Genomic DNA, 23,077 nt, shown 5'->3' with positions numbered 1-23,077 from the left:
GGGTTCTTGTCGCGTCAGACGCGCTCACCATCTCTCACCCGGTAAGTCGGCTTGTACATGGTGACGAGTTCTTCCGCCGCGGTCGGATGCACCGCCATGGTACGATCGAAATCATCCTTGGTCAGCCCGGCCTTCAGCGGTATGCCGAGAAGCTGCGCCATTTCGCCGGCATCCGGCCCGAGGATGTGGGCGCCGAGGACTCTTTTCGAGGCGCCGTCGACGACCAGCTTCATCAGCATCTTTTCATCGCGGCCGGAAAGCGTGTGCCGCATTGGCCGGAAGGTGGCGCGGTAGATTTCGAGATCCGAAAAGCGTTTTGCCGCCTCATCCTCCGACAGGCCGACCGTGCCGATCTCGGGCTGGGAAAAGACCGCGGTCGCGATCGTGTCGTGGTCGGGCGCCGTCGGCTTGTCCTTGAAGGCGGTCTCGACGAAGCACATCGCCTCGTGGATTGCCACCGGCGTCAATTGCACGCGGTGGGTGACGTCGCCGATCGCCCAGATGTTGTCGATATTGGTGCGGGAGTATCCGTCGACCTGGATTGCCCCGGTCTTGGTCATCTCGATGCCGACGCCTTCCAGGCCCATGTTCTCGGTATTGGGAACGCGGCCGATGGCGAGCATGACCTGATCGACCGTCAGCACCGTGCCGCCGGTGACAAGCGCGTCGAGCCGGCCGTCAGGCCGCTTCCTGACCCACTCTGACACGGCGTGGCAGAGGATTCTTATCCCCTTCTTTTCCATCGTCTCGTGCAGCATGCGTCTGAGGTCCATGTCGAAACGGCTGAGGATTTCCTTGCCGCGGTAGACAAGCGTCGTGTCGACGCCAAGCCCGTGAAAGATGTTGGCGAATTCGACGGCGATATAGCCGCCGCCCTCGATCATGATTGCCTTCGGCAGCTCCTTGAGGTCGAAGGCCTCGTTGGAGAAGATGCAGTGCTCATGGCCGGGCAATGCCGGGTGCGGTGCCGGACGCCCGCCGGTAGCGATCAGGATCTGGTCGGCGGTAACGGTGCGATCCTCACCGAGAAGATGCACCACATGCGGATCGACCAGCACGGCGCGTGAGTGAAAGACTTCGCCGCCGGCGCCCTGCACGTTGTTCTGGTAGATGGCCTCCAGCCGGCTGATTTCGCGATCCTTGTTGGCGACCAGCGTCTGCCAGTCGAAACGCGCCTCAGGCACCGTCCAGCCATAGCCGGCGGCGTCGGCGAAATGCTCGGGGAATTGCGAGGCATAGACATAGAGCTTTTTCGGCACACAGCCGCGGATCACACAGGTGCCGCCATAGCGGTATTCCTCGGCGATGCCGACGCGCTTGCCGAGTGCTGCCGCGACGCGCGCCGCCCTCACCCCGCCGGAGCCGCCGCCGATGACGAAAAGATCGTAGTCGTAACCGGCCATGGCTGAACTCCTTGCCCCTCAAACACCGAGACAGGTAGGCTGCCGACCATCAAAAGAAAAGCCCGGACTTGCCGGGCTTTCTGGTCCAGTGGCGGTCAGGCCGCTCGGAAGTTCGCGATCAATTCGGTGTCGCGTCCGCAGGAGCAGCGCCATCGGCTGGGGCGGCACCGTCGGCAGGTGCGGCCGGCGCCTTGGCATTCGCCGCTGCACCCAGGGTCTCGCCTACCTGTTGGGCGAGATCGCGAGCCAGGCCGTTCTGCCAGATGTCGGCAGCCTTCACCAGCTCGCGCGTCACGATCGAGCCGTTGTCGAGCAGCTTCTTGCCGGTATCGGAGTTGTAGAAGGCGGCGATTTCAGTGAGTTCCTTTTCCGAGAACACTTTTGCATAGGCAAGCGCTGCTTCCTTTTCCAGGTCGGCGCGGCGCGATGCCAGGGCCATCGCCTTCTCGTTGATCGTCTTGGCGATCAGTTCCTGCATGTCCGGGTTCTTCTGGATCAGCTGCTGCTCGAGCGCCGCGGCAGCTTGCGGCAGGATGTTGTCGAACGTATCCGTCGCATGGATCGCCGCGACCGCGGCGCGCGCCGCCTTCAAATGCGCATCAGTGACATCCTGCGAAAACGCCGGCGACGAAAACGCGAAAACGGCCGAGGCCGCCAGAATGGCAAAAAAGCGGCCAACCCGGTTATGCAACATCATGATCGGTAAAACTCCCTGGTTTTCGGGCGGCATGGACGGTTTGGATGCCGTCGCCGCCGGCTATGATGGCCGTTGATGCCAGCCCGATGAAAAGACCATGCTCGACCACGCCCGGAATGGCGTGGAGAGCATTCGAAAGCGCTCTTGTATCCGGAATGCGGCCAAAAGATGCATCGAGGATAAAATGGCCGCCGTCTGTAACAAATGGCTGGCTCCCCGTCATCCTCAGTGTAACAGGGCCGGAAAGGCCAAGGTTTGCAGCCACTGCGCCAACCGCAATTTCGGTGGCGCGCAGGCCAAACCCGTTGACTTCGATGGGCAGCGGAAAACGGCCGATCATCTCGACCATCTTGGAGCTGTCGGCGATGACGATCATGCGGGCGGAGGCCGCCGCGACGATCTTTTCGCGCAGCAGCGCGCCGCCGCCGCCCTTGACCAGTGTCAGCGCCGGATCGATCTCGTCGGCGCCGTCAATGGTGAGGTCGAGCTCGGGCGTTTCCTCGAGGGTCGACAGCGGCACACCAAGCTCGGTGCAAAGGACGGCGGTGCGCTCCGAGGTCGGCACGCCGATGACAGTCAGGCCGGTGGCGACCTTGTCGGCGAGCAGCCGCACGAACTCATCCGCTGTCGTGCCGGTGCCGATGCCGAGCCGCATGCCGTCCGTGACATGGGCAAGCGCTGCCCGCGCAGCCTCAACCTTCAATTGCCTCGCATCCATGCCGGGTCCCGAGATTTGTTTCGGCGCTCGTAGCATTTTTGCCGGGCTGGTCAAAGGACCTTGCCCGCGATGCATAAGCCGGCTTGCCTGAACGGGCCGCAGCGGTTATCGCCTGCCGGCAATCAAATCGTCACAGGACAGGCCATGACCCGACCGATCATCGTGTTCGACCTCGACGGGACGCTGATCGACACGGCGCCGGACCTGCTCGACAGCCTCAACCACAGCCTTGCCGCCAGCCAGCTCACGGCCGTCGACGAAGCCGGCTTCAAGCGCTTCGTCGGCCATGGCGGCCGGGTGATGATAGAGCGCGCCCATGCAGCGCAGCACAGGTCGCTGGCAGTGGAGGAGCACGACCGCCTGCTAAAGCTGTTTCTGGACCATTACACCGTTAACATTCCCGGCAAATCGCGCCCCTACCCGGGCGTACCGGAGGCGATCGCGCGGTTCGAGGCGGCCGGGTACCTGCTGGCCATCTGCACCAACAAATACGAGGCCAATTCGGTGGCACTGATCGAGGCGCTCGGCATGACCAGGCATTTCGCGGCGATCTGCGGCCAGGACAGTTTTCCGTTCCGCAAGCCAGACCCGCGCCATCTCACGCAGACCATCGCGCGTGCCGGCGGCGACCCGCACCGTGCACTGATGGTCGGTGATTCGCAGACCGACATCGACACGGCAAAGGCCGCCGGCATTCCGGTGGTGGCAGTCGATTTCGGCTACACCGACCGTCATGTGCGGGAGTTTGAACCGTCGGCGGTGATCTCGCATTTCGATTCGCTGACGCTCGATATGGTACAAGGGCTGATGGCCGCGGCAGAGGGCTGAAGCCGGCCATAGTCCGGACCGCCAGATGCCGACCGACAAGTGGTTGACTTCGCGGGCCGGCCTCCCTTATATCGCGGCGCGCTTGGCCTTCGGGCAACGAGCGGGCGATTAGCTCAGCGGGAGAGCACACCCTTCACACGGGTGGGGTCGCAGGTTCAATCCCTGCATCGCCCACCATCTGCTTTCCTGAATCAATTCCAAGTCAGAGCGGCTAGTTGTCAAAATCTGACGCTTGGTGCCGAAGCAGTAGGCCCGCTCTGGGTAAACCTGCCTTTCGCTCCGGCTGCTGAAGCGGCTTTATCGCGCCCACTGCAAGCATATCGCCCATTCGGCAAACTCGCGCGTCGAGGCCTTTTTCAGCGGCGCGAAGCAATCCCCGCCGCCTGGGAGCGGCTGGAGCGCCCGTCGCGGTCATCAAGCGGGTCGCTCGCTACGCTCCCGCTACGGACTCGATGTCACCCATTGTGAGGCCGCAGCCCGATCACGGTCCGCGCTAAACCCAACCCGAACCAAAGTGTCCACAGGGACATCACCAGTGATGCCACGACCCAGACGAAGCTGCCCAGGGTGACTCCGAGCCACATGCCCAGGGGCCAACCGAGGAAGGCTCCAATTCCGGCCACGACTGCGATGTACGATGCCCAGACCGGCGTGGCTCGGTGAGTGGTCTGCGCCTCGTTGCCAGCGATCACGGCAACGGCCAACGCCAAAAACATGAAGCCGTTGGCCTTTCCTTCGGAAAATGCCCACCAGGCCTCGAAAGTTGCCGTGTCCCCGGCGGCAGCAGCGGCGGAGACCACGGTGGCCTCGGCCACCGCGGTCGTCATGGTCCAGAGGGCGCCGACAGTCAGCACACCCCAGGCAGACAACGTCCACCACGCCTCGGTGAGGCGCGATCTGGCCGCCAGCACGATCAGACCTGTCAGGACGAACAGTGATAGCGCTACCGCGGAAACCCAATGGATGATCGCCCATCGGACAGGGTCGTCGGTGATGACTCCCATCTGGCGACCCATATCGGGATCGATCGGCCCATGGCCGACCAGCGCGCCTGCCAGCAGGATAGAGGCGATCGCAAGCCAAACTCCTGCTACGCGCGTTCCTTCTTCTGTGTTTGCCATAGAGACCTCGCGCAGTAATGGTCCCATGTCCCATCTAGCGCCAGATTTCAAAGGGTTGCAAGATGGCCAATGATCGGAACGGGTCAACTGACGCCGTAACATTGCCACATCTGTACGACCGGAAAGGGTCGGAACAGATAATCCGCATTGGGCACCAAGCGTCAGATTTTTACCACTAGCAGCTGCAGGTCGCCCCCTCGCCCCCAAAATTCTTTTGGGCGAAATTCAAGGCGCTGCTGTAGCTCGTGTAGCTCTGGAACTGGCAAACGTTGGAGCCGGCCCGCACCTTCATCTGCTCGATATCCCAGAACGAAACTTCGATACGGTCGTCGGCGCAATAGACCGTATAGCGTTCAGGTTCCAGCGCCTCGGCTTTCTGCACAGGCATCGAAACGGACGGGATGGAAAGTATGGAAAGTACAAATATGATGGCATGACGCATTTGCATGTAGACCCCCGAGTGACCGTCGGCACTGTTATGGCCGCGATGTTGAGGCGACGCATCATGATTTTAAGCAGTCGCCTTGTTCTTTCGGCGGCCATAGATCAGGTACGGACGGCGCCTCGTTGTAGCGCAACGCTCCGCGATCCCGGAACAAACCTGTATGGAAACGAGTTTCTGGTGATCGAGATGTGAGGGAAAGCCATGTCCAGACTTGTTTTGGCGGCCGCCGTGCTGCTTGTCGGCGGATCGGCCTTTGCGGCTGACGAAAATCCGGTGCCGGCGCAGAATGCCAAGAAGCTGTCGGAAATCATTGCCAAAGTCGAGCAGCGCGACGACTTCCGCTACATCAAGGAAATCGATTGGGACAGCGGCGCCTACACCGTCATTTATTACACGAACGACAAGGCCAAAGTCGAAATCACCTATGATCCGGTGACAGCCGCGCCGAAATGAAGCTGTCCGCCAACGGTCCAGATTCTAAAAAATGGCGCGCCTCGAAGGTCCCGGGCCTTCGGCACACCCTTGCGCAGATATGACTTTGATGGCTGACTGGGTGCTATCATTGCGCGCGGGGGTGGGCATGGCGACGGTAAAGCACGTATTGAAACGCTTTCTGATGATGCTCGCGGGTTATTTCATAGCGGTACTGGTTGGGCTGATCGCGGTGGCGGCGATCTATGGCGGGCTGAGCTCGCTGCCAAATGCGCCGAATTATTTCGACGTCATGGGTGTCAGCCCCGTTGCGGTGCTGCTGTTGCCGCCGCTCGGCATGTTCATCTATTTTCTGACGATCGTGCTGACTGCCCTGCAGACGCTGATCTTCGCACTGATTGCCGAGTTTTTCTCGCTGCGCAGTTTTTGGCTGCATATGATCTTCGGCGCCGCGGCTGCGGTTGGCGGCTTCGCCCTGATCTGGCCCAGTGTACCAGACGATACGAACCCGGAGCGCTGGGCCGATGTCGGTATTATTGCAGCGGCAGGCGTTGTCGCCGGCCTGGTTTATTGGCTGATCGCCGGGCGCGAGGCCGGCTTCCGGCGTCCGCTCTTTCAGCGCTAGACCCGCATTCCTCAGCTTGCCGGCGAACGCACCGCTTCCGTGCTGTCGAGCGCCTGCTGCAGCCTTGTGTCGCGGCCGTAGACGTCGTTGAAATATTCGACCTTGCCGGACAGGTCCGGCCATGCGGTGAAATAGGCGACATAGACCGGGATCTTGCGTGTCACGTCTTCGGTCGAATGTCCGTGCTTCAGTCTGTCCTCGATATAGTCGACCGAGGTGCCGAGCACAGCAGCCGCCATGCCGCGCGGATCCTGCAAGCGCACGCAGCCATGGCTGAGCGCGCGCATGTCGCGCTGGAAAAACGACTTCTGCGGCGTGTCATGCATGTAGATGGCGTGCTTGTTGGGGAACAATATCTTCAACTCGCCCAGCGCATTTGCCTCGCTCGGCAGCTGGCGCACGCCGTAGGGTATCTTCGCGCCATAGGCGCCCCAATTGACCGAGGAGGAGGGAATGCGCTTGCCGCGCGCATTGACCACCTCATAGCCGGCGCGGTCGAGATAGCCCGGATCCCGGCGCAGCCGCGGCAGCATCTCATTGACCAGGATCGACTGCGGCACGCCCCAATAGGGGTGGAAGTCGACCTGCTCGATCTGGTCATAGAAGAAAGCAGTCTGGTTGGTGGGCCTGCCGACGACTGCGCGGGTCTTCAGCTTCTCCTCGCCATCGTCGATATAACTCGCGGTGAAAGCCGGCTGGTTGATGAAGACGCGCGGGCTGCCGAGGTCGGAAGGCAGCCAGCGCAACTCTTCGAGCGCAACCCGAACCTTCTGAACCTTATCGGCCTTGGACGTTCCGGCCAACGATGCAACGGTACGTGGGCCAATGACGCCGTCGCCTTTCATGCCGGCCCGTTTCTGCACCGCCTTGATCACCGGCACCAGCTCCGGATCATAAACCTCGCTGGTGGCGAGCCTCGCCAGGACCTCGCCATAGGCGCCGCCCATCTCGTCATCGAGATTGCGCGCGATCTTTGTCAAAAGCTTCGGCAGCTCGGGGCTGGTCTGCCCCGGCTTCAGCAGCAGATTGGGATCGATGGTGATTTCGTCTTCGGCGCTGGCCTGGAGCGCTTCCAGTTCGACGCGCAGCGCCTGATACTCGGCGTTCTGTGGATGCCGCGATTCGAGGTAGGTGCGAGCTTGCTGGGTATGGGCCAGCGTCTTCAGCACCCCTTCCATGTCGAGCGGCTTCGGCGGAAAATCGTAGTAGCCGGTCATGCGGTTGGGATCGACGCGGCCGCTTTGTGCGTCACGGGCGTAGCGCAGGACGCGTGCCGACAGCGCCATCTCGAAGCGGACCAGCTCTTTCAGGCGTTCATCGGCATCGCCCGCCGATGTGCCTGCTGCCGGAATTTCGACGGTGTAGTCGGCGGGCGTCAGGCCGTAGCTCGCGGCTTCGCCCAGCACCCGCACCGCATCCTGCGCACGGCTGCTGGGACTGGTTCCCGTCACCCAGATGAAATCCGGATTGGCTGAGTAGTAGGCGATCAGCGCCTTGGCGATGTCCTTCTCGGCATAGAGGTCATAGCCGTCGAGCCCGGCAATGGCTTCGCGGAATGCAGCCCCGGTGGCCGCCGGCTCGAACGCAGCATCCTGCGGCGTTGCCGGTTCAGGCGCTGCCGACAGTGCCGAAAAATCGACGCGCACCAGCGGATCGCTCTTGTAGGTGTAATAGGACGGGCTGCTGATTTGCGCACCACCACCGCCACCACCGGAAGCGGCCGGCGCCTTGGGCCTCGGCTTGTATTTTGACGGTGGCGGGGGAAAGTTACCTTTCGGCGGTGCGTGTTTGACGCCGCCGCCGAAAAGCATGTCGAAGAACCCTTGTGCTTCAGCCTGCGGCGCGCCGAAGGCCAGCATTGCCGCGGCCACCGCAAACGGCAGCACGGTGGCTTTGTTTTCAAGGAGTTTCATGGATCACCCGCTCCGGTTGAACCCGGATCCCGTTCCGCACCGCTTTCACGGTCTCGCCCACCGCATGGCGGATGTAAGGCGTGACTATACTGATTCATACTGATTTCGTTAAGCTTCGATAAATTTCGGAACGTCTGTTGCAGAACGGTTTCACAACATCGTGACGGGTCAAGCCAATCCGCCTTCGCCCCCGACCAATGGTAGTGCCCGCGAGCCAAGCCTCAAGCGTTGGCGCCGCCGTCGATGGTCAATGCCGCGCCTGTCACGAAGCGCCCTTCGGGGCCGGCAAGCCAGGCGACCATGCCGGCGATCTCGTCGGCCGTGCCGAAGCGAGGCGTCGCCATCTTCTGGCGCTGATGCTCGGCGTGCGGGCCGCCTGCTGGATTCATGTCGGTATCCGTCGACCCCGGATGGACGACATTGGCGGTGATGCCGCGCGGACCGAGATCGCGTGCAAAGGCCTTGGTCAGGCCAACCAAGGCAGCCTTGCTGGCCGAATAGGCGCTCAGGCCGGCATCGGTGGCACGCTCGGCCAGGTTGCTGCCGATCGAGATGATCCGGCCACCCTCGCCCATATGCGCTGCTGCCGCCTTGGCGGCGACGAACGGGGCTCTGAGGTTGACCTCCATTGTCTCATCGAAGTCGGCAAGCGACAGGGCATGGATCGGCGCAGCGCGCCAGATGCCGGCACTGTTGACGAGGATGTCGAGCCGTCCGAAGGCTTCTACCGCCTCATCGACTGCCGCCTCGATCGCGGCAGCATCGCGATTGTCGGCCTTGATGGCGAAGGCCCGACCGCCGGCCGCCTCGATTGCCCCGACCACCGAACGCGCCCGTTCCTCGCCATTCACATAGGTGATCGCCACGCCCGCGCCGTCGGCCGCGAGCCTTCGTGCGATCGCCGCACCGATGCCGCGGCTGCCGCCGGTGACGAGGGCGGCCTTGCCGTGCAAGCTCCTGGATGACATTTGCTTCTCCATTTTGTAGTGATTGATACATAAATATCTGCCAGCCTTGCTGAACCGCGTCAACTGAATTATGTATCGATCAACACAGAAAGCGCACCATGCCGGAACGAGGCCGCCCCCGCACCTTCGATCGAACCGCCGCCTTGCGGCGGGCAATGGAGGTGTTTTGGGCCAAGGGTTATGAGGGCGCGTCGATAAGCGACCTGACCGCTGCAATGGGGATCAACTCACCCAGCCTCTACGCAGCCTTTGGCAGCAAGGAAGCGCTGTTCCTCGAGGCGACCGAGCTTTACACGCAGGTGGAAGGCACCGAGATCTGGTCTGCGCTGGAAAAGGCGCCGACCGCTCGCCAGGCGGTCGAGCGGTTCCTGCGGCAGACGGCCAGGGCCTATTCGCAGACCGGCCGTCCACAAGGCTGCCTTATCGCGCTCGGCGCATTGCACCAGGACTCGAGCCGCGGCGCCATCTGCGATGATCTGCGCCGTCGCCGTGCCGAAAACCGCGAAGCCTTGCTGAGACGCCTCGAGCGTGGCGTGGCCGAGGGGGAGTTGCCGGCCGATTTCGACTGCGGTACGGCCGCGACCTTCTATGCGACCGTACAGCACGGCATGTCGATCCAGGCGCGCGACGGCGCGTCGCGCTCGGCTCTTCTGGAGACGGTGGCCGGAGCAATGGCGGCTTGGATAGCGATGGCCAGCACCGGGGCGGCGTGACGGTCGAACCCGGCAGACAAGAACAGACATTCAGGTCACTGCAGAGACGGCTCCAGCCTGCCGGCAACGAAACCAACGGCACGCTCCACCACACCCTTGTCCGCGAGAATGCGGCGGTGGCCGAGCCCGTCGGCCCAGTACAGCCGCACATGGTCGCCGGCACGCGCGTAGAGCCTTGCATGATCGGCGGACACTTCGCGGTCGTCCGGCGCGTGGATCACCAGCGTCGGCAGCGGCGTGCTTGCCAGTTGGCGGTCACCGGTGAATTCGTGCAGCGGCCGGCCGGCGATGCGCTCGACCCGGTCGGCCATGGCGACCTGCGAGCGCGAGCCGACATTCAGCATGCGGCTGAAGTCGGCAAAGATCGCAGGAAGCGAGCTCGGCGCAGCGATTAGCACCAGCCGCCCGGCCGTCAACGGCGGGATATTTCTGATTGAACCGGCGACGGCATTGGCGGCGACGGCACCACCAAAGGAATGGCCGGCGATGGCGGCAAATGGGCCGAACCATTCGCCGGCAACCCGTGCTGCATCGACCGCACTGACAAGGGTCAGCCGGCGGCCCTGCGACTGGCCGTGGCCCGGCAAATCGAGCGAGACCACCTTGTAGCCGGCATCGCGATAGGCTTCGATCAATGTGCGCATGTATTCGGTACGCGAACGCCAGCCATGGATGACGAGCACGGTGCCTGCAGCCGCCCTGCCCGGCTCGGGCCGGAATTCATGCACCATGACGCAGCCGGTTCTGGTCTTTAGCCGGTGATGGCGCGCTTCGGTCATGAAATCGGCGGCGCGATCGATTGCGCGGCGCTCACCATGGCTCAAGCTCTTTTCGTGCGGCGTGCGGCAGAACAGCTCGAATGCAGCGCGCCCGGTGAGTCGCGGCGCCACATGCTCGGCCACGCCGAACGTGCCGCGGATGACCTTCAGTCCAAATGATGCCATAGTGGCGATCCATCCATTGGTTCAAGCATGAACATAATAGTTCAAACATGAACATTAAGCAAGACCTGCCCTGGGACAACCCGCGTTTTCGCAACTGGGTTGCGGTGGCGCGCGCCTGCCACGTGGTGGAACGCACCTTGGCGGTGAAGCTGGCGCCGCTCGACCTGAAGCCGGCGCAGCTCGACGTGCTGATGAACCTCTACCGCCATCCCGGCATGTCGCAGCACGACCTCGCTCGCCGCCTGCTGGTCGGCCGCTCCAACATCACCATGCTTTTGCCGCAGCTGGAGACCCGCGACCTGCTGCGCCGCGAGAGCGACGAGAAGGACAAGCGCGTGCTGCGGCTGACGTTGACTGAGGCAGGCGAGGCACTGCTTATGCAGGCGCTGAAGGTCCACATGACGCTGATCGAAAAGGCGATGAGCCAGTCGACGCCGGAACAATGCGACATGATCGGCGAACAGATGCGCAAGGTTGCCGAGGTGTTGAAGACCGCCTGACGGCCCAGTGCCTCACCACCAAATTCCCTCACCACCAAATTTCTTCACCACATGGATTTTTTCGCGCGCTCCGGCCATTCCCTGTCGTAGACCTCGCCGTCGATGTTCTTGCGGCTGGTGATCTCCAGGATCTGTCCGGGGGTCGGCAGCGATCTTGGGTCGACATGCCTTGCCGGATTCCACAGATCCGACCGGTGGATGGCGCGGGCGCACTGGAAATAGACCGCATCGACCTCGACGACCGTCACCGAGCGCGCCGGCTTGCCCTCGACTGCGAACGAGGCGCAGAGCGCGGGATCGGTGGTGATGTGGGCGCGTCCATTGACGCGCAGCGTCGTGCCGGAACCCGGCACCAGGAACAGAAGCGCGACGCGCGGATCGCGAAGGATGTTCCTTAGCGAATCGGCACGGTTGTTACCGCGCCGGTCCGGCATCATCAGCGTTTTCGGATCGTGGATGCGGACGAAGCCGGCGAGATCGCCGCGCGGCGAGCAGTCCAGCCCTTCAGGCCCGCAGGTTGCGAGCGCAGCAAACGGCGAAGCTTCGATGAAAGCAGCGTATTCAGGAATCAGCTGGTCGAGTTCCTTGACCACCGACGCCTCGCCGGGCAGGCCATAGAGCGCTTCGAGCTGTTCGACGCTGGTGATCATGGACATGTTTTCGTCTCCAACCTTTGCCGGCGCTACTCCAGACGCATGACATTTTCACGACACGATGCCCGTTTGTCCGTCATCAGGAAACGGGTGTCGAGGGACCGCGAACAAGCGCAAACCGCTTTCGTGCTGACAGAAACGGAGGCCAAAATGGAGAAACCGCTCGGCCGGCGACGCACCGCCATGGAACTTATTGAAAACATGTTCAATGTTGAAATGCGTTTCCTGCAATCAGGCTCGGAGAGCCTCGATATGCTTGCCAGCGCATTTCATGTCGAGATTGTCGTGCATGAGCCTCGCTCCCTGCCCTATGCCGGTGGCTGGAACGGCCTCGACGGCGTTGGCGCCCTTTTCCGCAAGATGCGGGAAATCTGGAGCGACGTGGCGGTGGAGGACCTCCAGGTCGCCCAAAACGATGACATGGTGTTCATGAGCTGCACGCTTTCGCTGACATCGCGAGCCAATGGTGCAACCATCAAGCAGCCGTTTGCCGAAGTCTTGCGCTTCAAGGATGACCGGCTGATCGAAGGCACGCCGTTTTATCACGACACCAGCGAAATACTGGCGATGCTGCGTTGACCGGAGCGTCCCGCGAAATCAGTCAGCGGTCGCGGCTCAGCCCCTTCTCTTCCAGCTCGGCGAGATAGGCGGCCCAGCGTGCATCCTTCTCATGACCCAGCGTATGCAGGTAATTCCAGGTGAAGATGCCGGTGTCGTGGAAATCGTCGAAGGTGATGCGCACGGCATAGTTGCCGACCGGCTCGATCTTAAGGATCGCTACATGGCGCTTGCCGGGAACGGTGACGCGCTGTTCGGGCGAATGGCCCTGCACCTCGGCCGACGGCGAGGCAACACGCAGCAGCTCGGCTGGCAATTCGAACAGCTGATGGCCCGGAAAGGTGACGGAAAGCAGCTTGCGGTCCTTCGAGACCCTGAGTTCCTTTGGCGCTGTCATGCTGGTCGATCCTGCGGAAGACAGCCTTCCCTACGCCGCTTCGCGTTGAGGGAAAAGGCCGTTTCAGAACTTCCGACATGATCTGTCGGCGTCGGGATGTTACCGAAGATCGCGAGCTTCTATCTTGAATGGCCAGTTGGCGCGTATCACATAGCCATATATAACGAAGCCGTTCACGGCCACGGGAAGCGCATAGCATGGATATGATCGATCCTTTCGGTCGCACGATCACCTACCTGCGCGTGTCGGTCACCGACCGCTGCGATTTCCGCTGCACCTATTGCATGGCCGAGGACATGACGTTCCTGCCCAAGAAGGACCTGCTGTCGCTGGAAGAGCTCGACCGGCTTTGCACGGTCTTCATCGAAAAGGGCGTGCGCAAGCTCCGCCTCACCGGCGGTGAGCCGCTGGTGCGCAAGAACATCATGCATCTGGTGCGCCAGCTTTCGCGGCATCTCGAGAGCGGTGCGCTGGAAGAGCTGACGCTGACCACCAACGGATCGCAGCTTTCACGCTTTGCCGCCGAGCTCGCCGACTGCGGCGTCAAACGCATCAACGTCTCGCTCGACACCCTCGTTGCCGACAAATTCCGCCAGATCACCCGCTGGGGCAATCTGGATAAGGTCATGGACGGCATCGACGCGGCGCAGGCGGCGGGGCTGAAGGTAAAACTCAATGCGGTGGCCTTGAAGGACTTCAATGATGCCGAATTGCCGGAAATGCTGCGCTGGGCGCATGGCCGCGGCATGGATCTGACGGTCATCGAAACAATGCCGATGGGCGAGATCGACGCCGACCGCACCGACCAGTATTTGCCGCTGTCGCTGCTGCGCGCAGCACTCGAGCGCCAGTTCACGCTGAGCGATATTCCCTATAAGACCGGTGGCCCGGCCCGCTATGTCCACGTCGCCGAGACCGGCGGGCGGCTCGGCTTCATCACACCGATGACGCATAATTTCTGCGAAAGCTGCAACCGGGTCCGGCTGACCTGTACCGGCACGCTTTACATGTGCCTCGGCCAGGAAGATGCAGCCGACCTGCGCGCGCCGCTGCGTGCGTCCGAAGGCAACGAGCTGGTCGCCGACGCCATCGACGAAGCAATCGGCCGCAAGCCGAAAGGCCATGACTTCATCATCGATCGCCGCACCAACCGTCCATCGGTGTCGCGGCATATGAGCGTCACCGGCGGCTGATTTTTCACCGATTTCGTGCAAGAATAATCGCCTTGGCATCGGCTTCGAGGCAAGGCATGCAGCGGCTTTTTGCAATCCCGACGTTTTTCGGAGTGATGGCGGGGACCATGGCAGTTGCCGCGCCATTCACCTATACGAACGAGCGCTTCGGTACCGTCTGCACTTTTCCGGATGAGATCTTCACTCTTCGCCAGCCTGAGCCGGACAATGGCGATGGACAACAATGGCTCACTGCCGATGGCGCCAGCCTGATCTGTTCAGGCATCCTCAACATCGATGATGAAACTCCGACAGCCTTCGTCTCCGCCGAGAGGGCCAGCAAGGAACTTGGCTACAAGATTACCTACAGTAAAACCGGCAAGGACTGGGCGGTGCTGTCGGGCATCAGAACATCTTCTACGAACGCCGCCTGTTCGGAAAAGACGGTGTCATCCGTACGGTCTGGATCGACTATCCGCCAACCTTGAAATCGAAATACGACCCGCTCGTCGGTGCCATCGCCGGCAGCCTCAGGGGACCGTGAGCATCCGGCGACGTCAGAACGTATTCGCAGCCCGTTGTTTTTGCTAACGAGTCACGGCTGGCGCGTGTAGTCATACCGCACGGCAAGCCATTTCTTGCCGCTGCCATTGGCCTGGAGGAAATGCTGCTCGGCCACTTCGTGATTGTCGCCGTCCCTGGAAATGACGAAATCGGAGGCAGTGAATCGCCCTTCGACCTCAGGCCCGAAGCCGACGAAACCAAGCGGCTCGAAAAGCAGCGAAATCTTGCCGTCCTCCTCGCCACCAAAACTCCAGGCGGGCATGATCCCTGCCGGGAAACGGGTATCCATCGAGACATACTTCCAGCGGCCCTCCACCCGGTCATAGCTCAAATAGGCTATCCGCTGGAAGTCTGGGATTTTCGACCCGGGCGCCGGTCGCATCACCTCCTGCATGAAGGGGCCGATCATCGTACGCTCGGCCACCAGCCCGGTCATCACAATCGGCTGGGCGCCGGGCGTTGGCCAGATCGTGTTGACGACGGACCATTTCCCGACGCGGCGAGCGAGTTCATCCGCTTCGTGACCCGGCGTGGACATCCGTTCGACTGCCGACGCCGAAGCGCCGTTCTCGGCGAAGGCAGGCGCCATCGCCATGAGGATAACCGCCAGTGCAGAAGAGAACCGGGAAGCCGACGAAACGTGCCGCCTGCTGCCTGTGCCAAGCATGTCCGCATTGCCTCGTGCATTCATCATGGACCACCTCCCCAGACAAGATCAGAAGCCTACAATGACCAATTTGGTGAATCTTGCCGAGCAAATTTGATCTCGTCGAAAAATTTTCCTCGAGCCGCAGTGTGATCGATTTGCCCTCCGAACCCATCCTTTGGAACGGCACATTTCGGGATCACACCCAGAAAAGGTCTTGTCCGCAAACGGTTACCGGATTTACCGCAAGCCCGTTCGGGCCTAGCCTCTGCTCTGGAGCGGTTCTTCGCCCAGTGGGGGAATACGATATGCACAAACTCATTCTTTCTGTTGCATTGCTCAGCTTCGCGGCCCTGCCCGCGGCGGCCCAGTCGATCGGCGGCACCTATGCCGTGGCCGGCACCAACTTCGATGGATCGTCCTATGGTGGCGACGCGACGATTACGCTGACCAGCGAGACTACCTGCACGATCCATTGGGAGACAGGCGGCTCGTCCTCGGACGGCATCTGCATGCGCAACGACGATGCCTTCTCCGCCGGCTATGTCATGGGCAAGGCGGTTGGCCTTGTCGTCTACAAGGTGCAGGAAGACGGCTCGCTGCATGGCCTGTGGACGATTGCCGGCAAGGAAGGCAACGGCACCGAGGTGCTGACGCGCAAATAAGCCTGCCGCTCTTGCGAGGTAGATGTCACGGGCCACAGAAAGGCTGTGGCCCAGCCCTTTGACGTTGCTGTTTTGCGGGTGCCTGCTAGACGCTTGCTGCAGGACTCACCCGGTAATCGCCTTGCCTCTTTCGCCAAATCTGCGCGGCGCGTTGTTCATGATGGTGGCCATGATTGGTTTCACCCTCAACGATGCAATCACCAAATTCTCGTCGGAATCGATGAACATGGCACAGGTCATGCTGATCCGCGGCGCCTTCGCTTCGCTTTTCGTTGCCCTGCTTGCGTGGCAACGCGGCGCGCTTGCCCGGCCTGGCTCGATGCTGCAGCCGACAGTTGCGCTGCGCGTCGCCAGCGAGGCCGGCGCCACGGTGTCGTTCCTGGTTGCTCTGGCACATCTTCCGATCGCCAATGTGTCCGCCGTGCTGCAGGCGCTGCCGCTGGCTGTGACGATGGGCGCCGCGCTTGTGTTCAACGACGGCGTCGGCTGGCGGCGCTGGCTGGCCATTGCCGTCGGTTTTGCCGGCGTGCTGATCATTGTGCGGCCGGGCTTCGAAGGGTTCAGCATGTTTTCTCTGCTGGCACTGGCTAGCGTGGCATGCTGCGCGGTGCGCGACCTCGCCACCAAGCGGATTCCGCAGGCAATTCCGACATTGCTGGTGTCGACCGCCACCGCTCTTGCCATGACCGTTCTGGGCGCAGCATTGCTTTCGCCGATGGGCGGTTGGACGCCGATGACGGGAAAAAGCACGGCATTCCTGGCGCTGGCGGCGGTGCTCGTGCTCATTGGCTACCAGTTCATCATCATGGCGATGCGGGTGGGCGATATCTCCTTCATCGCGCCGTTCCGCTACACCGCCCTGCTCTGGTCGATCCTGCTTGGCTTCACGATCTTCGGCGATGTCCCCGATCTGCCGATGATCGTCGGTGCCACGATCATCATCGCCTCAGGCCTCTATGCGCTCTACCGCGAACGGATCGTCGGCCGGCGAAAGACAGCTGCCGAAAGCGCTGGACCGGACATGGCGCCGGACGGCATATAGGCGCGACCGTTGACGACCGTCTGATTTGAAAACTTGATTTGGTCATAGGGTCTAGCAGCAAACGATGGGCCGAGATATCGCAGGGATCATTCTGGCCGGCGGCCGGTCGAGCCGGATGGGCGGCGGCGACAAGACGCTGCTTGCGCTTGGCGATGCGACCCTGCTCGACCGTGTCGTTTCGCGCCTTGGCCCGCAGGTCGGCCCGCTGGCGCTCAACGCCAATGGCGATCCGGCACGGTTTGCCGCGACGGGGCTTCCCGTGCTTGCCGACACCGTCAAGGGTTATGCCGGGCCGCTTGCCGGGATCCTGACCGGCCTCGAATGGGCTTCCGACACCACTTGCCAGGCGCTGGTCACGGCTGCAGGCGATACGCCTTTCCTGCCCAAGGATATGGTCGAGCGGCTGCTCGCGGCAGCCTATGCACGCCCGGGCTCGATCGCCGTTGCCTGTTCCGGCGGCAAACGGCATCCGACGTTTGCGCTCTGGCCGCTGGGGCTCGACCAGGCCTTGCGCCAATTTCTCGTCGAGGAAGACAACCGGCGCGTTTCGGCGTTCATCGACCGGCACGGTTTTGTCGAAGTGGATTTTCCCATCCTGAAATCCAGAGGGGCCGAGATCGATCCCTTCTTCAACATCAACACTCCCGACGACCTTGCCCGGGCCGCGCATCTGTTGCAGAGCATCGAGCCATGAACAGACGTATCTTCGGCATCACTGGCTGGAAGAACTCCGGCAAGACGACATTGACCGAAAAGCTGGTAGCCGAACTCGTCCGGCGCAGCTGGAAAGTGTCGACTGTAAAACACGCCCATCATGATTTCGACATCGACAAACCTGGAGCGGATAGCTTTCGCCATCGCCAGGCGGGAGCGATGGAGGTGGCGATCGTGTCGGGCAGGCGCTGGGCGCTGATGCACGAATTGCGTGGCGAGGACGAGCCGACGCTGGAGGCGATCCTGTCACGGCTGGCACCCTCCGACATCGTGCTGGTCGAGGGCTACAAGCGCGAGGCGCACAAGAAAATCGAGACGCGACGGCTCGAGGCCAAGGACCGGACACCGCTCTCGGCAGGCGATCCACACATTATCGCCGTCGCCTCCGACTTTCCCATTGTCGGCGAAGACTTGCCGGTCTTCGATCTCGACGACACGAATTCGATAGCCGACTTCATCGAACGCGCCACCGGCCTGACGCGCTGAGATTGCGGCCGCGGGGAGCTTCCCGCCACTTTCTCTCCATTTAGGCGTTTGACCCAGCGTCACCGTTTTCTGAACATGACCTTCCCTCAAGCGGCGGTTTTGCAGTTGCTTTTTCTTGGGAAAGAATGGGAGTATCGCGCCAGCGGGCGGTCAAAAGCACCGCCCACAGAGCCGTTCGGGAACGACGGCCGGGACCAACAGAGAGGACCATTATGCGTATTGCACTGCGTATCGCGCTCGCCGCATCGGCTGCGCTGCTGACGCTTGGCGTTGCCCAGGCCCAGGAAAAAACCTTGAGGATCGGCACCGAAGGAGCGTATCCGCCATTCAACAACCTCACCGCCGACGGCCAGCTCGTGGGCTTCGATATCGATATCGCCAAGGCACTGTGCGACGAGATGAAGGTGAAGTGCACTTTTGTCGCGCAGGACTGGGACGGCATCATTCCAGCCCTTCAGGCAGGCAAGTTCGACGCCATTGTCGCGTCTATGTCGATCACCCCGGAACGCGCCGAGAAGGTCGACTTCACCCACAAATATTACAATACGCCGCCGGCAATCGCCGCGCCTAAGGACACTGATATCAAGGGTGTCACCAAGGAAGATTTGGCCGGCAAGACGATCGGCGTGCAGGCATCCACCACGCATTTCAACTATTCGACCAAGACTTACACCGACAGCACCGTCAAGCCGTATCCGACCGCGCAGGAATACCAGCTCGATCTGGCCAATGGCCGGCTCGATGCCGCCAATGACGACATCGTCGTGCTGCAGCAATGGCTGGATTCGCCGGACGGCGCCTGCTGCAAGCTGGTCGGCACAATCAAGCCCGTCATCGAAATCCACGGTCCGGGCGCCGGCATTGCCGTGCGCAAAGGCGAGACCGACCTGGTCAACCAGTTCAATGCGGCGATCGACGCGATCCGCGCAAACGGAAAGTACAAGGAAATCAACGACAAATACTTCAAATATGACGTTTACGGCGGCGAGTCCTGATCGACCGACATAGGACAACGTGAACGGCGGGAGATTCCCGCCGTTCTTATAAGGATGCCGCGCACGAGGGGTGATGCGGTACGGGTCTCAACGAGCCTTAAGGAGAACAGGCAGGCGGATGCAGAGCGCACTGACGCTTCTCAGTTGGGGACCCGAAGGCTGGCTCGACGACATCGCCGCGGGTGTGTTTGTCACAGTATGTCTTGCGCTGGCCACGCTGCCCTTCGGGCTGACGCTCGGCTTTTTCGTGGCGCTGGCCAAACAGTCGGAAGAGCCGTCTCTGAGACTGGCCGGGAACATCTACACCACGATCTTTCGCGGAATACCCGAGCTGCTCACGCTGTTTCTGATCTTCTTCGGCATCCCATTAATCCTGCAATACATTGTCCGGCTGGTGAGCCCCGGGACATCGGCCGACGTCAACAGCTTCGTCGCCGGGATGATCGCGCTGTGCTTCATCTTCTCCTCTTATTCCAGCGAGGTGTTTTTATCCGCCTTCCGCGCGATTCCAAAAGGGCAATATGAGGGAGGCTATTCGATTGGCCTGTCCAGCGGCCAGACGATGCGGCTGATCGTACTGCCGCAGTTAATCCGCATCGCATTGCCCGGACTTGCCAATCTTTGGCTGATCCTGCTCAAGGACACCGCGCTCGTCTCGGCCGTCGGCCTCAACGAGATCCTCCGGCAGAGCGGGGTTGCCGCTCGCGTCACCAAGCACGCCTTCCTGTTTTACGGTTTTGCCGGCCTGATCTATCTCCTGCTAGCGATCGTCTCCTCCTTCGGCATCAATGCGATCGAACGAGCGGTTGGCGGCAGCGAGGTCAAGAGATGAGCCTGGCCACCGACACGCTGAAGGTTGACCGGCCGCCGCCGCCCGCACGCGGCTGGTCGCGCCAACGCATCCTCGGCCATGTCCTGGTCGGCCTGTGGATCGCTCTCGGCATTGGCGTGGTCGTCTACCTAGTCACTGCGTGGAACCCGGAGTTCTTCCAGAAATATGCACCCGGCTACATATCCGGCCTTGGCATCACCCTGCTGCTGGTTGCCATCTCGATTGTGCTTGGTGCGATCCTGTCGGTGCCGATCGCCTATGCACGTATGTCGAACAATCCGATCCTTTCGGGGTTCGCCTATGCCTATGTCTATTTCTTTCGCGGCACGCCGCTGTTGGCGCAGACCTTCCTGGTCTACTACGGGGTCGGCTCCTTCCGACCGGAGCTCGAGATGGTCGGCCTGTGGGGCTTCTTCCGCGAAGCGTTCAACTGCGCGATCTTCGCCTTTTCGCTGAATACGGCCGCCTACCAGGCCGAGATTTTGCGTGGCGCGATCGAGAGCGTGCCAAGGGGCCAATGGGAAGGTGCCGCCTCGCTCGGCCTGCACAAACTGCAGACGATGTGGAAAATCATCCTGCCGCAGGCGCTGATTGTGGCGCTGCGCCCTTATGGCAACGAGATCATCCTGATGATCAAGGGCTCGGCAATCGTCGCCATCATCACGGTCTACGATTTGATGGGCATCACCCGGCTCACTTATGCGCGCACCTTCGACTTTCAGTCGTATATCTGGGCGGCGATCATCTATCTGGTCATCGTCGAAACATTGCGCCACGGCGTCGAGTGGATCGAACGGCGTATCACCATCCATCTGCACCGCTGACTCCCATCCCCTTGCCTGATCCGATAAGAAGGCCGCAAAGCAGGTTTCTAAGGGATTCGAAAACATGGCTTCGGTGGCATTTCTCGGTCTTGGCGTCATGGGTTATCCGATGGCCGGGCATCTCAAGAACAAGGGCGGTCACGACGTCACTGTCTACAACCGCACCAGGGCCAAGGCCGAGCAGTGGGTTGCCCAGCATGGCGGCAGCTTCGCCGTGACGCCGGCAGAGGCGGCCGAGGGCAAGGACTTCGTTTTTTCCTGCGTCGGCAATGACGACGATCTGCGCTCGGTGACGACCGGCGCCGGAGGCGCCTTCAATTCAGTGAAGAAGGGCGCCATCTTCGTCGACAACACCACGGCATCGGCCGAGGTCGCGCGCGAACTGGCGCAGCAGGCGCAAGCGCTCGGGTTTTCGTCCCTCGACGCTCCGGTCTCCGGCGGTCAGGCAGGCGCTGAGAACGGCGTGCTGACCGTGATGGTCGGCGGCGAGCCAGACGCCTTCGACAGGGCCAAGCCGGTCATAGATGCTTATGCCCGCATGGTCGGGTTGATGGGACCGGCAGGGGCTGGCCAGCTCACCAAGATGATCAACCAGATCTGCATTGCCGGCCTCGTTCAGGGACTGGCCGAAGGTATCCATTTCGGCAAGCAGGCCGGGCTCGACATCGAAAAGGTGATCGAGGTGATTTCCAAGGGCGCGGCCGGTTCCTGGCAGATGGAGAACCGCCACAAGACGATGAATGCCGGCAAATATGATTTCGGCTTCGCCGTCGACTGGATGCGCAAGGATCTTGGCATCTGCCTCGCCGAGGCCGACCGCAACGGCGCCAAACTGCCGGTGACGGCACTTGTCGACCAGTTTTACAAGGACGTGCAGGCGATGGGCGGCAAGCGCTGGGACACGTCCTCGCTGCTGGCGCGGCTGGAGAAATAGGATTTCACCGTGGCCGAGCTTTCGCCTCAATCCAGCGCCGACGAAATCGTCGCTCATCTGCGCTCGATCGCCTCGGAGGAAAATCGCCTTGGCATGCTGCGCTACGGCATCAAGATCGAACGTGCGCTCGGTATCTCGCATGGCGTGCAGCGGCAGATTGCCAAGAAGATCAAGCGCAACCATGACCGTGCCTTCGAGCTTTGGCAGACAGGCATCATGGAGGCGCAGTTCATCGCCTCCGTGACCGCCGATCCAGAGCGGTTCTCCGCCGCGGATGCAAGACGATGGGCGGCGACTTTCGACTCGTGGGATATCGTCGACGGGGTCTCCGATCTCTTTGTCGATACGGATTGCTGGAGGGAACTGATCGCCGAATTCGCGGTCGACGAACGGGAATTCGTTCGGCGCACGGCGTTTGCGATGATGGCTTGGTCGGTGGTCCACCGGAAGAAGGAACCCGAGGCGACCTTCCTCGAATTCCTGTCGATCATCGAAGCGCATGCGACCGACGGCCGCAATTTTGTGAAGAAGGCGGTGAACTGGGCGCTTCGTTCGATCGGCAAACGATCGATGAATTTGCACGGCCCTGCCCTTGCCCTGGCGCAAAAACTAGCGGCCTCGACAGACAGGACTGCGCGCTGGATCGGCAAGGACGCCGTGAAGGAACTTTCCGATGCCAAGACGCTCGAACGGCTCGCCGCCAGAAAAGCTTGACCTGAGCAAAGTGCGCTTCACGGAGGTGACGCAATCGACGCGCGCTGATTTCGAAAACCTGTTCGAGCAACCCGGCGGGCCGAAATATTGCTGGTGCATGGCCTGGCGCAACCTCGACCGCCGCGAGCATGTCGAGAACGACGAGAAGAAACGCGCGATGATGGCGCTGATCGAGGCTGGCACGCCGGTCGGCATTGTCGCCCAGATCGATGGCCGGACCGTCGGCTGGTGCTCGGTCGCGCCGCGCGAGACCTACCGCAGGCTGTCGCGGCAGCAGGACGATAGCGAGATGGGCATCTGGTCGATCGTCTGCTTCTATGTACCGAGAGCGCTGCGCGGTGGCGGGCTGGCAAGCGCATTGCTCGACGCGGCCATCGATCACGCCGTTGCCAAAGGCGCCAGGATGATCGAAGCCTATCCGGTCGACGATGCTTCGCCGAGCTACAGCTTCATGGGGTTTCGCGGCATGTTCGTCGCCCGTGGCTTTCGCGAGATTGGCATAGCCGGCTCGCGCCGGCATGTGATGCGGCTTGAGCGTTGACCAGTGGACAGCGGCAGCTTTACTTGATGGCCG

29 protein-coding genes and 1 tRNA gene are annotated in these 23,077 nt (G+C 61.7%); 19 read left to right on the top strand and 11 right to left on the bottom strand.

The window, feature by feature from the left end; translation table 11 throughout:
* Positions 1-14: 14 nt before the first annotated feature.
* From gor to rpiA, 3 genes are all read right to left on the bottom strand, one after another.
* The gene (gene gor / locus NKH05_RS06825; protein ID WP_352494651.1) at positions 15-1,403 is read right to left on the bottom strand and encodes a glutathione-disulfide reductase; all 1,389 of its coding nucleotides are present in this window, start codon (positions 1,401-1,403) and stop codon (positions 15-17) included.
* Positions 1,404-1,521: 118 nt separating this feature from the next.
* Positions 1,522-2,100: a DUF2059 domain-containing protein gene (locus NKH05_RS06820; protein ID WP_352494650.1), complete on the bottom strand. Its 579-nt coding sequence runs from the start codon at positions 2,098-2,100 to the stop codon at positions 1,522-1,524.
* Positions 2,087-2,818 carry a ribose-5-phosphate isomerase RpiA gene (gene rpiA / locus NKH05_RS06815; RefSeq protein ID WP_353025175.1) on the bottom strand — a complete coding sequence of 244 codons (732 nt, stop codon included), beginning with the start codon at positions 2,816-2,818 and terminating at the stop codon, positions 2,087-2,089. The genes NKH05_RS06820 and rpiA overlap by 14 nt, the downstream gene beginning before the upstream one ends.
* A gap of 144 nt (positions 2,819-2,962) precedes the next feature.
* On the opposite strand from rpiA, the gene NKH05_RS06810 reads away from it, so the two are divergent.
* Complete coding sequence (locus tag NKH05_RS06810) at positions 2,963-3,646, top strand: phosphoglycolate phosphatase (RefSeq protein WP_352482587.1); 684 nt, start codon at positions 2,963-2,965, stop codon at positions 3,644-3,646.
* A gap of 102 nt (positions 3,647-3,748) precedes the next feature.
* Positions 3,749-3,823: transfer RNA gene (locus NKH05_RS06805), tRNA-Val, on the top strand.
* A gap of 278 nt (positions 3,824-4,101) precedes the next feature.
* Here NKH05_RS06805 and NKH05_RS06800 read toward each other — a convergent pair.
* Both NKH05_RS06800 and NKH05_RS06795 read right to left on the bottom strand, forming a co-directional pair.
* Entirely contained in the window at positions 4,102-4,767 is a 666-nt protein-coding gene (locus NKH05_RS06800; protein ID WP_156948025.1) for a hypothetical protein, read from the bottom strand.
* 175 nt (positions 4,768-4,942) lie between these two features.
* Positions 4,943-5,215 carry a hypothetical protein gene (locus NKH05_RS06795; protein ID WP_051409612.1) on the bottom strand — a complete coding sequence of 91 codons (273 nt, stop codon included), beginning with the start codon at positions 5,213-5,215 and terminating at the stop codon, positions 4,943-4,945.
* A 198-nt stretch (positions 5,216-5,413) separates the two neighbouring features.
* Here NKH05_RS06795 and NKH05_RS06790 point away from each other — a divergent pair, with 198 nt between their 5' ends.
* Both NKH05_RS06790 and NKH05_RS06785 read left to right on the top strand, forming a co-directional pair.
* Positions 5,414-5,665 carry a PepSY domain-containing protein gene (locus NKH05_RS06790; protein ID WP_023717619.1) on the top strand — a complete coding sequence of 84 codons (252 nt, stop codon included), beginning with the start codon at positions 5,414-5,416 and terminating at the stop codon, positions 5,663-5,665.
* A gap of 127 nt (positions 5,666-5,792) precedes the next feature.
* Positions 5,793-6,269 carry a hypothetical protein gene (locus tag NKH05_RS06785; protein ID WP_023717620.1) on the top strand — a complete coding sequence of 159 codons (477 nt, stop codon included), beginning with the start codon at positions 5,793-5,795 and terminating at the stop codon, positions 6,267-6,269.
* An 11-nt stretch (positions 6,270-6,280) separates the two neighbouring features.
* Here the strand turns inward: NKH05_RS06785 and NKH05_RS06780 are convergent, their stop codons facing one another.
* Complete coding sequence (locus NKH05_RS06780) at positions 6,281-8,182, bottom strand: L,D-transpeptidase family protein (RefSeq protein ID WP_353025173.1); 1,902 nt, start codon at positions 8,180-8,182, stop codon at positions 6,281-6,283.
* Positions 8,183-8,403: 221 nt separating this feature from the next.
* A complete protein-coding gene (locus tag NKH05_RS06775) occupies positions 8,404-9,150 on the bottom strand; it encodes a 3-oxoacyl-ACP reductase family protein (protein ID WP_352494645.1) in 747 nt (248 codons plus the stop codon).
* A gap of 98 nt (positions 9,151-9,248) precedes the next feature.
* On the opposite strand from NKH05_RS06775, the gene NKH05_RS06770 reads away from it, so the two are divergent.
* Positions 9,249-9,863 (top strand): TetR/AcrR family transcriptional regulator, encoded by a 615-nt coding sequence (locus NKH05_RS06770; RefSeq protein ID WP_352494644.1) that lies wholly within the window; start codon positions 9,249-9,251, stop codon positions 9,861-9,863.
* A gap of 35 nt (positions 9,864-9,898) precedes the next feature.
* On the opposite strand, the gene NKH05_RS06765 is transcribed toward NKH05_RS06770, so the two are convergent.
* Entirely contained in the window at positions 9,899-10,807 is a 909-nt protein-coding gene (locus tag NKH05_RS06765) for an alpha/beta hydrolase (protein WP_352494643.1), read from the bottom strand.
* A gap of 47 nt (positions 10,808-10,854) precedes the next feature.
* Here NKH05_RS06765 and NKH05_RS06760 point away from each other — a divergent pair, with 47 nt between their 5' ends.
* Entirely contained in the window at positions 10,855-11,307 is a 453-nt protein-coding gene (locus tag NKH05_RS06760; RefSeq protein WP_352790025.1) for a MarR family winged helix-turn-helix transcriptional regulator, read from the top strand.
* 44 nt (positions 11,308-11,351) lie between these two features.
* On the opposite strand, the gene NKH05_RS06755 is transcribed toward NKH05_RS06760, so the two are convergent.
* Positions 11,352-11,963 carry a pyridoxamine 5'-phosphate oxidase family protein gene (locus NKH05_RS06755; RefSeq protein ID WP_352640841.1) on the bottom strand — a complete coding sequence of 204 codons (612 nt, stop codon included), beginning with the start codon at positions 11,961-11,963 and terminating at the stop codon, positions 11,352-11,354.
* Positions 11,964-12,110: 147 nt separating this feature from the next.
* Between NKH05_RS06755 and NKH05_RS06750 the strand changes: the two genes are divergently transcribed.
* Positions 12,111-12,539 (top strand): nuclear transport factor 2 family protein, encoded by a 429-nt coding sequence (locus tag NKH05_RS06750; protein WP_352894862.1) that lies wholly within the window; start codon positions 12,111-12,113, stop codon positions 12,537-12,539.
* Positions 12,540-12,561: 22 nt separating this feature from the next.
* On the opposite strand, the gene NKH05_RS06745 is transcribed toward NKH05_RS06750, so the two are convergent.
* The gene (locus tag NKH05_RS06745; RefSeq protein ID WP_353025172.1) at positions 12,562-12,915 is read right to left on the bottom strand and encodes a gamma-butyrobetaine hydroxylase family protein; all 354 of its coding nucleotides are present in this window, start codon (positions 12,913-12,915) and stop codon (positions 12,562-12,564) included.
* A 197-nt stretch (positions 12,916-13,112) separates the two neighbouring features.
* On the opposite strand from NKH05_RS06745, the gene moaA reads away from it, so the two are divergent.
* Positions 13,113-14,108: a GTP 3',8-cyclase MoaA gene (gene moaA, locus NKH05_RS06740; RefSeq protein ID WP_353025171.1), complete on the top strand. Its 996-nt coding sequence runs from the start codon at positions 13,113-13,115 to the stop codon at positions 14,106-14,108.
* A gap of 56 nt (positions 14,109-14,164) precedes the next feature.
* Positions 14,165-14,575: a hypothetical protein gene (locus NKH05_RS06735; RefSeq protein ID WP_352894865.1), complete on the top strand. Its 411-nt coding sequence runs from the start codon at positions 14,165-14,167 to the stop codon at positions 14,573-14,575.
* Positions 14,576-14,682: 107 nt separating this feature from the next.
* Here NKH05_RS06735 and NKH05_RS06730 read toward each other — a convergent pair whose 3' ends face one another.
* Positions 14,683-15,345 (bottom strand): DUF1579 family protein, encoded by a 663-nt coding sequence (locus NKH05_RS06730; RefSeq protein ID WP_031193573.1) that lies wholly within the window; start codon positions 15,343-15,345, stop codon positions 14,683-14,685.
* A gap of 260 nt (positions 15,346-15,605) precedes the next feature.
* On the opposite strand from NKH05_RS06730, the gene NKH05_RS06725 reads away from it, so the two are divergent.
* The 10 genes from NKH05_RS06725 (at position 15,606) to NKH05_RS06680 (ending at position 23,044) form a co-directional block, all read left to right on the top strand.
* On the top strand, positions 15,606-15,962 hold the full coding sequence (locus NKH05_RS06725) for a hypothetical protein (protein WP_023717633.1): 357 nt from the start codon (positions 15,606-15,608) through the stop codon (positions 15,960-15,962).
* Positions 15,963-16,083: 121 nt separating this feature from the next.
* Positions 16,084-17,004, top strand: a complete 921-nt coding sequence (locus NKH05_RS06720; protein ID WP_353025168.1) for a DMT family transporter — start codon at positions 16,084-16,086, stop codon at positions 17,002-17,004.
* A 64-nt stretch (positions 17,005-17,068) separates the two neighbouring features.
* Positions 17,069-17,698, top strand: coding sequence for a molybdenum cofactor guanylyltransferase MobA (gene mobA, locus NKH05_RS06715; RefSeq protein ID WP_352894871.1), 630 nt, complete (start codon positions 17,069-17,071; stop codon positions 17,696-17,698).
* Positions 17,695-18,204 (top strand): molybdopterin-guanine dinucleotide biosynthesis protein B, encoded by a 510-nt coding sequence (gene mobB, locus NKH05_RS06710; protein WP_023717636.1) that lies wholly within the window; start codon positions 17,695-17,697, stop codon positions 18,202-18,204. The genes mobA and mobB overlap by 4 nt, the downstream gene beginning before the upstream one ends.
* Positions 18,205-18,416: 212 nt before the next feature.
* The gene (locus NKH05_RS06705) at positions 18,417-19,199 is read left to right on the top strand and encodes an ABC transporter substrate-binding protein (protein WP_023717637.1); all 783 of its coding nucleotides are present in this window, start codon (positions 18,417-18,419) and stop codon (positions 19,197-19,199) included.
* A 118-nt stretch (positions 19,200-19,317) separates the two neighbouring features.
* Complete coding sequence (locus NKH05_RS06700; protein WP_023717638.1) at positions 19,318-20,031, top strand: ABC transporter permease; 714 nt, start codon at positions 19,318-19,320, stop codon at positions 20,029-20,031.
* A complete protein-coding gene (locus NKH05_RS06695) occupies positions 20,028-20,855 on the top strand; it encodes an ABC transporter permease (RefSeq protein WP_023717639.1) in 828 nt (275 codons plus the stop codon). Before NKH05_RS06700 ends, NKH05_RS06695 begins: the two co-directional genes overlap by 4 nt.
* Before the next feature lie 64 nt (positions 20,856-20,919).
* A complete protein-coding gene (locus NKH05_RS06690; RefSeq protein ID WP_023717640.1) occupies positions 20,920-21,789 on the top strand; it encodes an NAD(P)-dependent oxidoreductase in 870 nt (289 codons plus the stop codon).
* Between the two features lie 9 nt (positions 21,790-21,798).
* Complete coding sequence (locus NKH05_RS06685) at positions 21,799-22,503, top strand: DNA alkylation repair protein (protein WP_023717641.1); 705 nt, start codon at positions 21,799-21,801, stop codon at positions 22,501-22,503.
* Positions 22,463-23,044 carry a GNAT family N-acetyltransferase gene (locus NKH05_RS06680; protein WP_352482601.1) on the top strand — a complete coding sequence of 194 codons (582 nt, stop codon included), beginning with the start codon at positions 22,463-22,465 and terminating at the stop codon, positions 23,042-23,044. Before NKH05_RS06685 ends, NKH05_RS06680 begins: the two co-directional genes overlap by 41 nt.
* The last annotated feature ends 33 nt before the right edge of the window (positions 23,045-23,077 follow it).

Origin of the sequence: Mesorhizobium sp. M1399, from assembly GCF_040317735.1 — a bacterium.
Lineage (GTDB): Bacteria > Pseudomonadota > Alphaproteobacteria > Rhizobiales > Rhizobiaceae > Mesorhizobium.
Note: the sequence above shows the minus strand (reverse complement) of the source record. Positions and strands in the feature narration are given on the sequence as shown.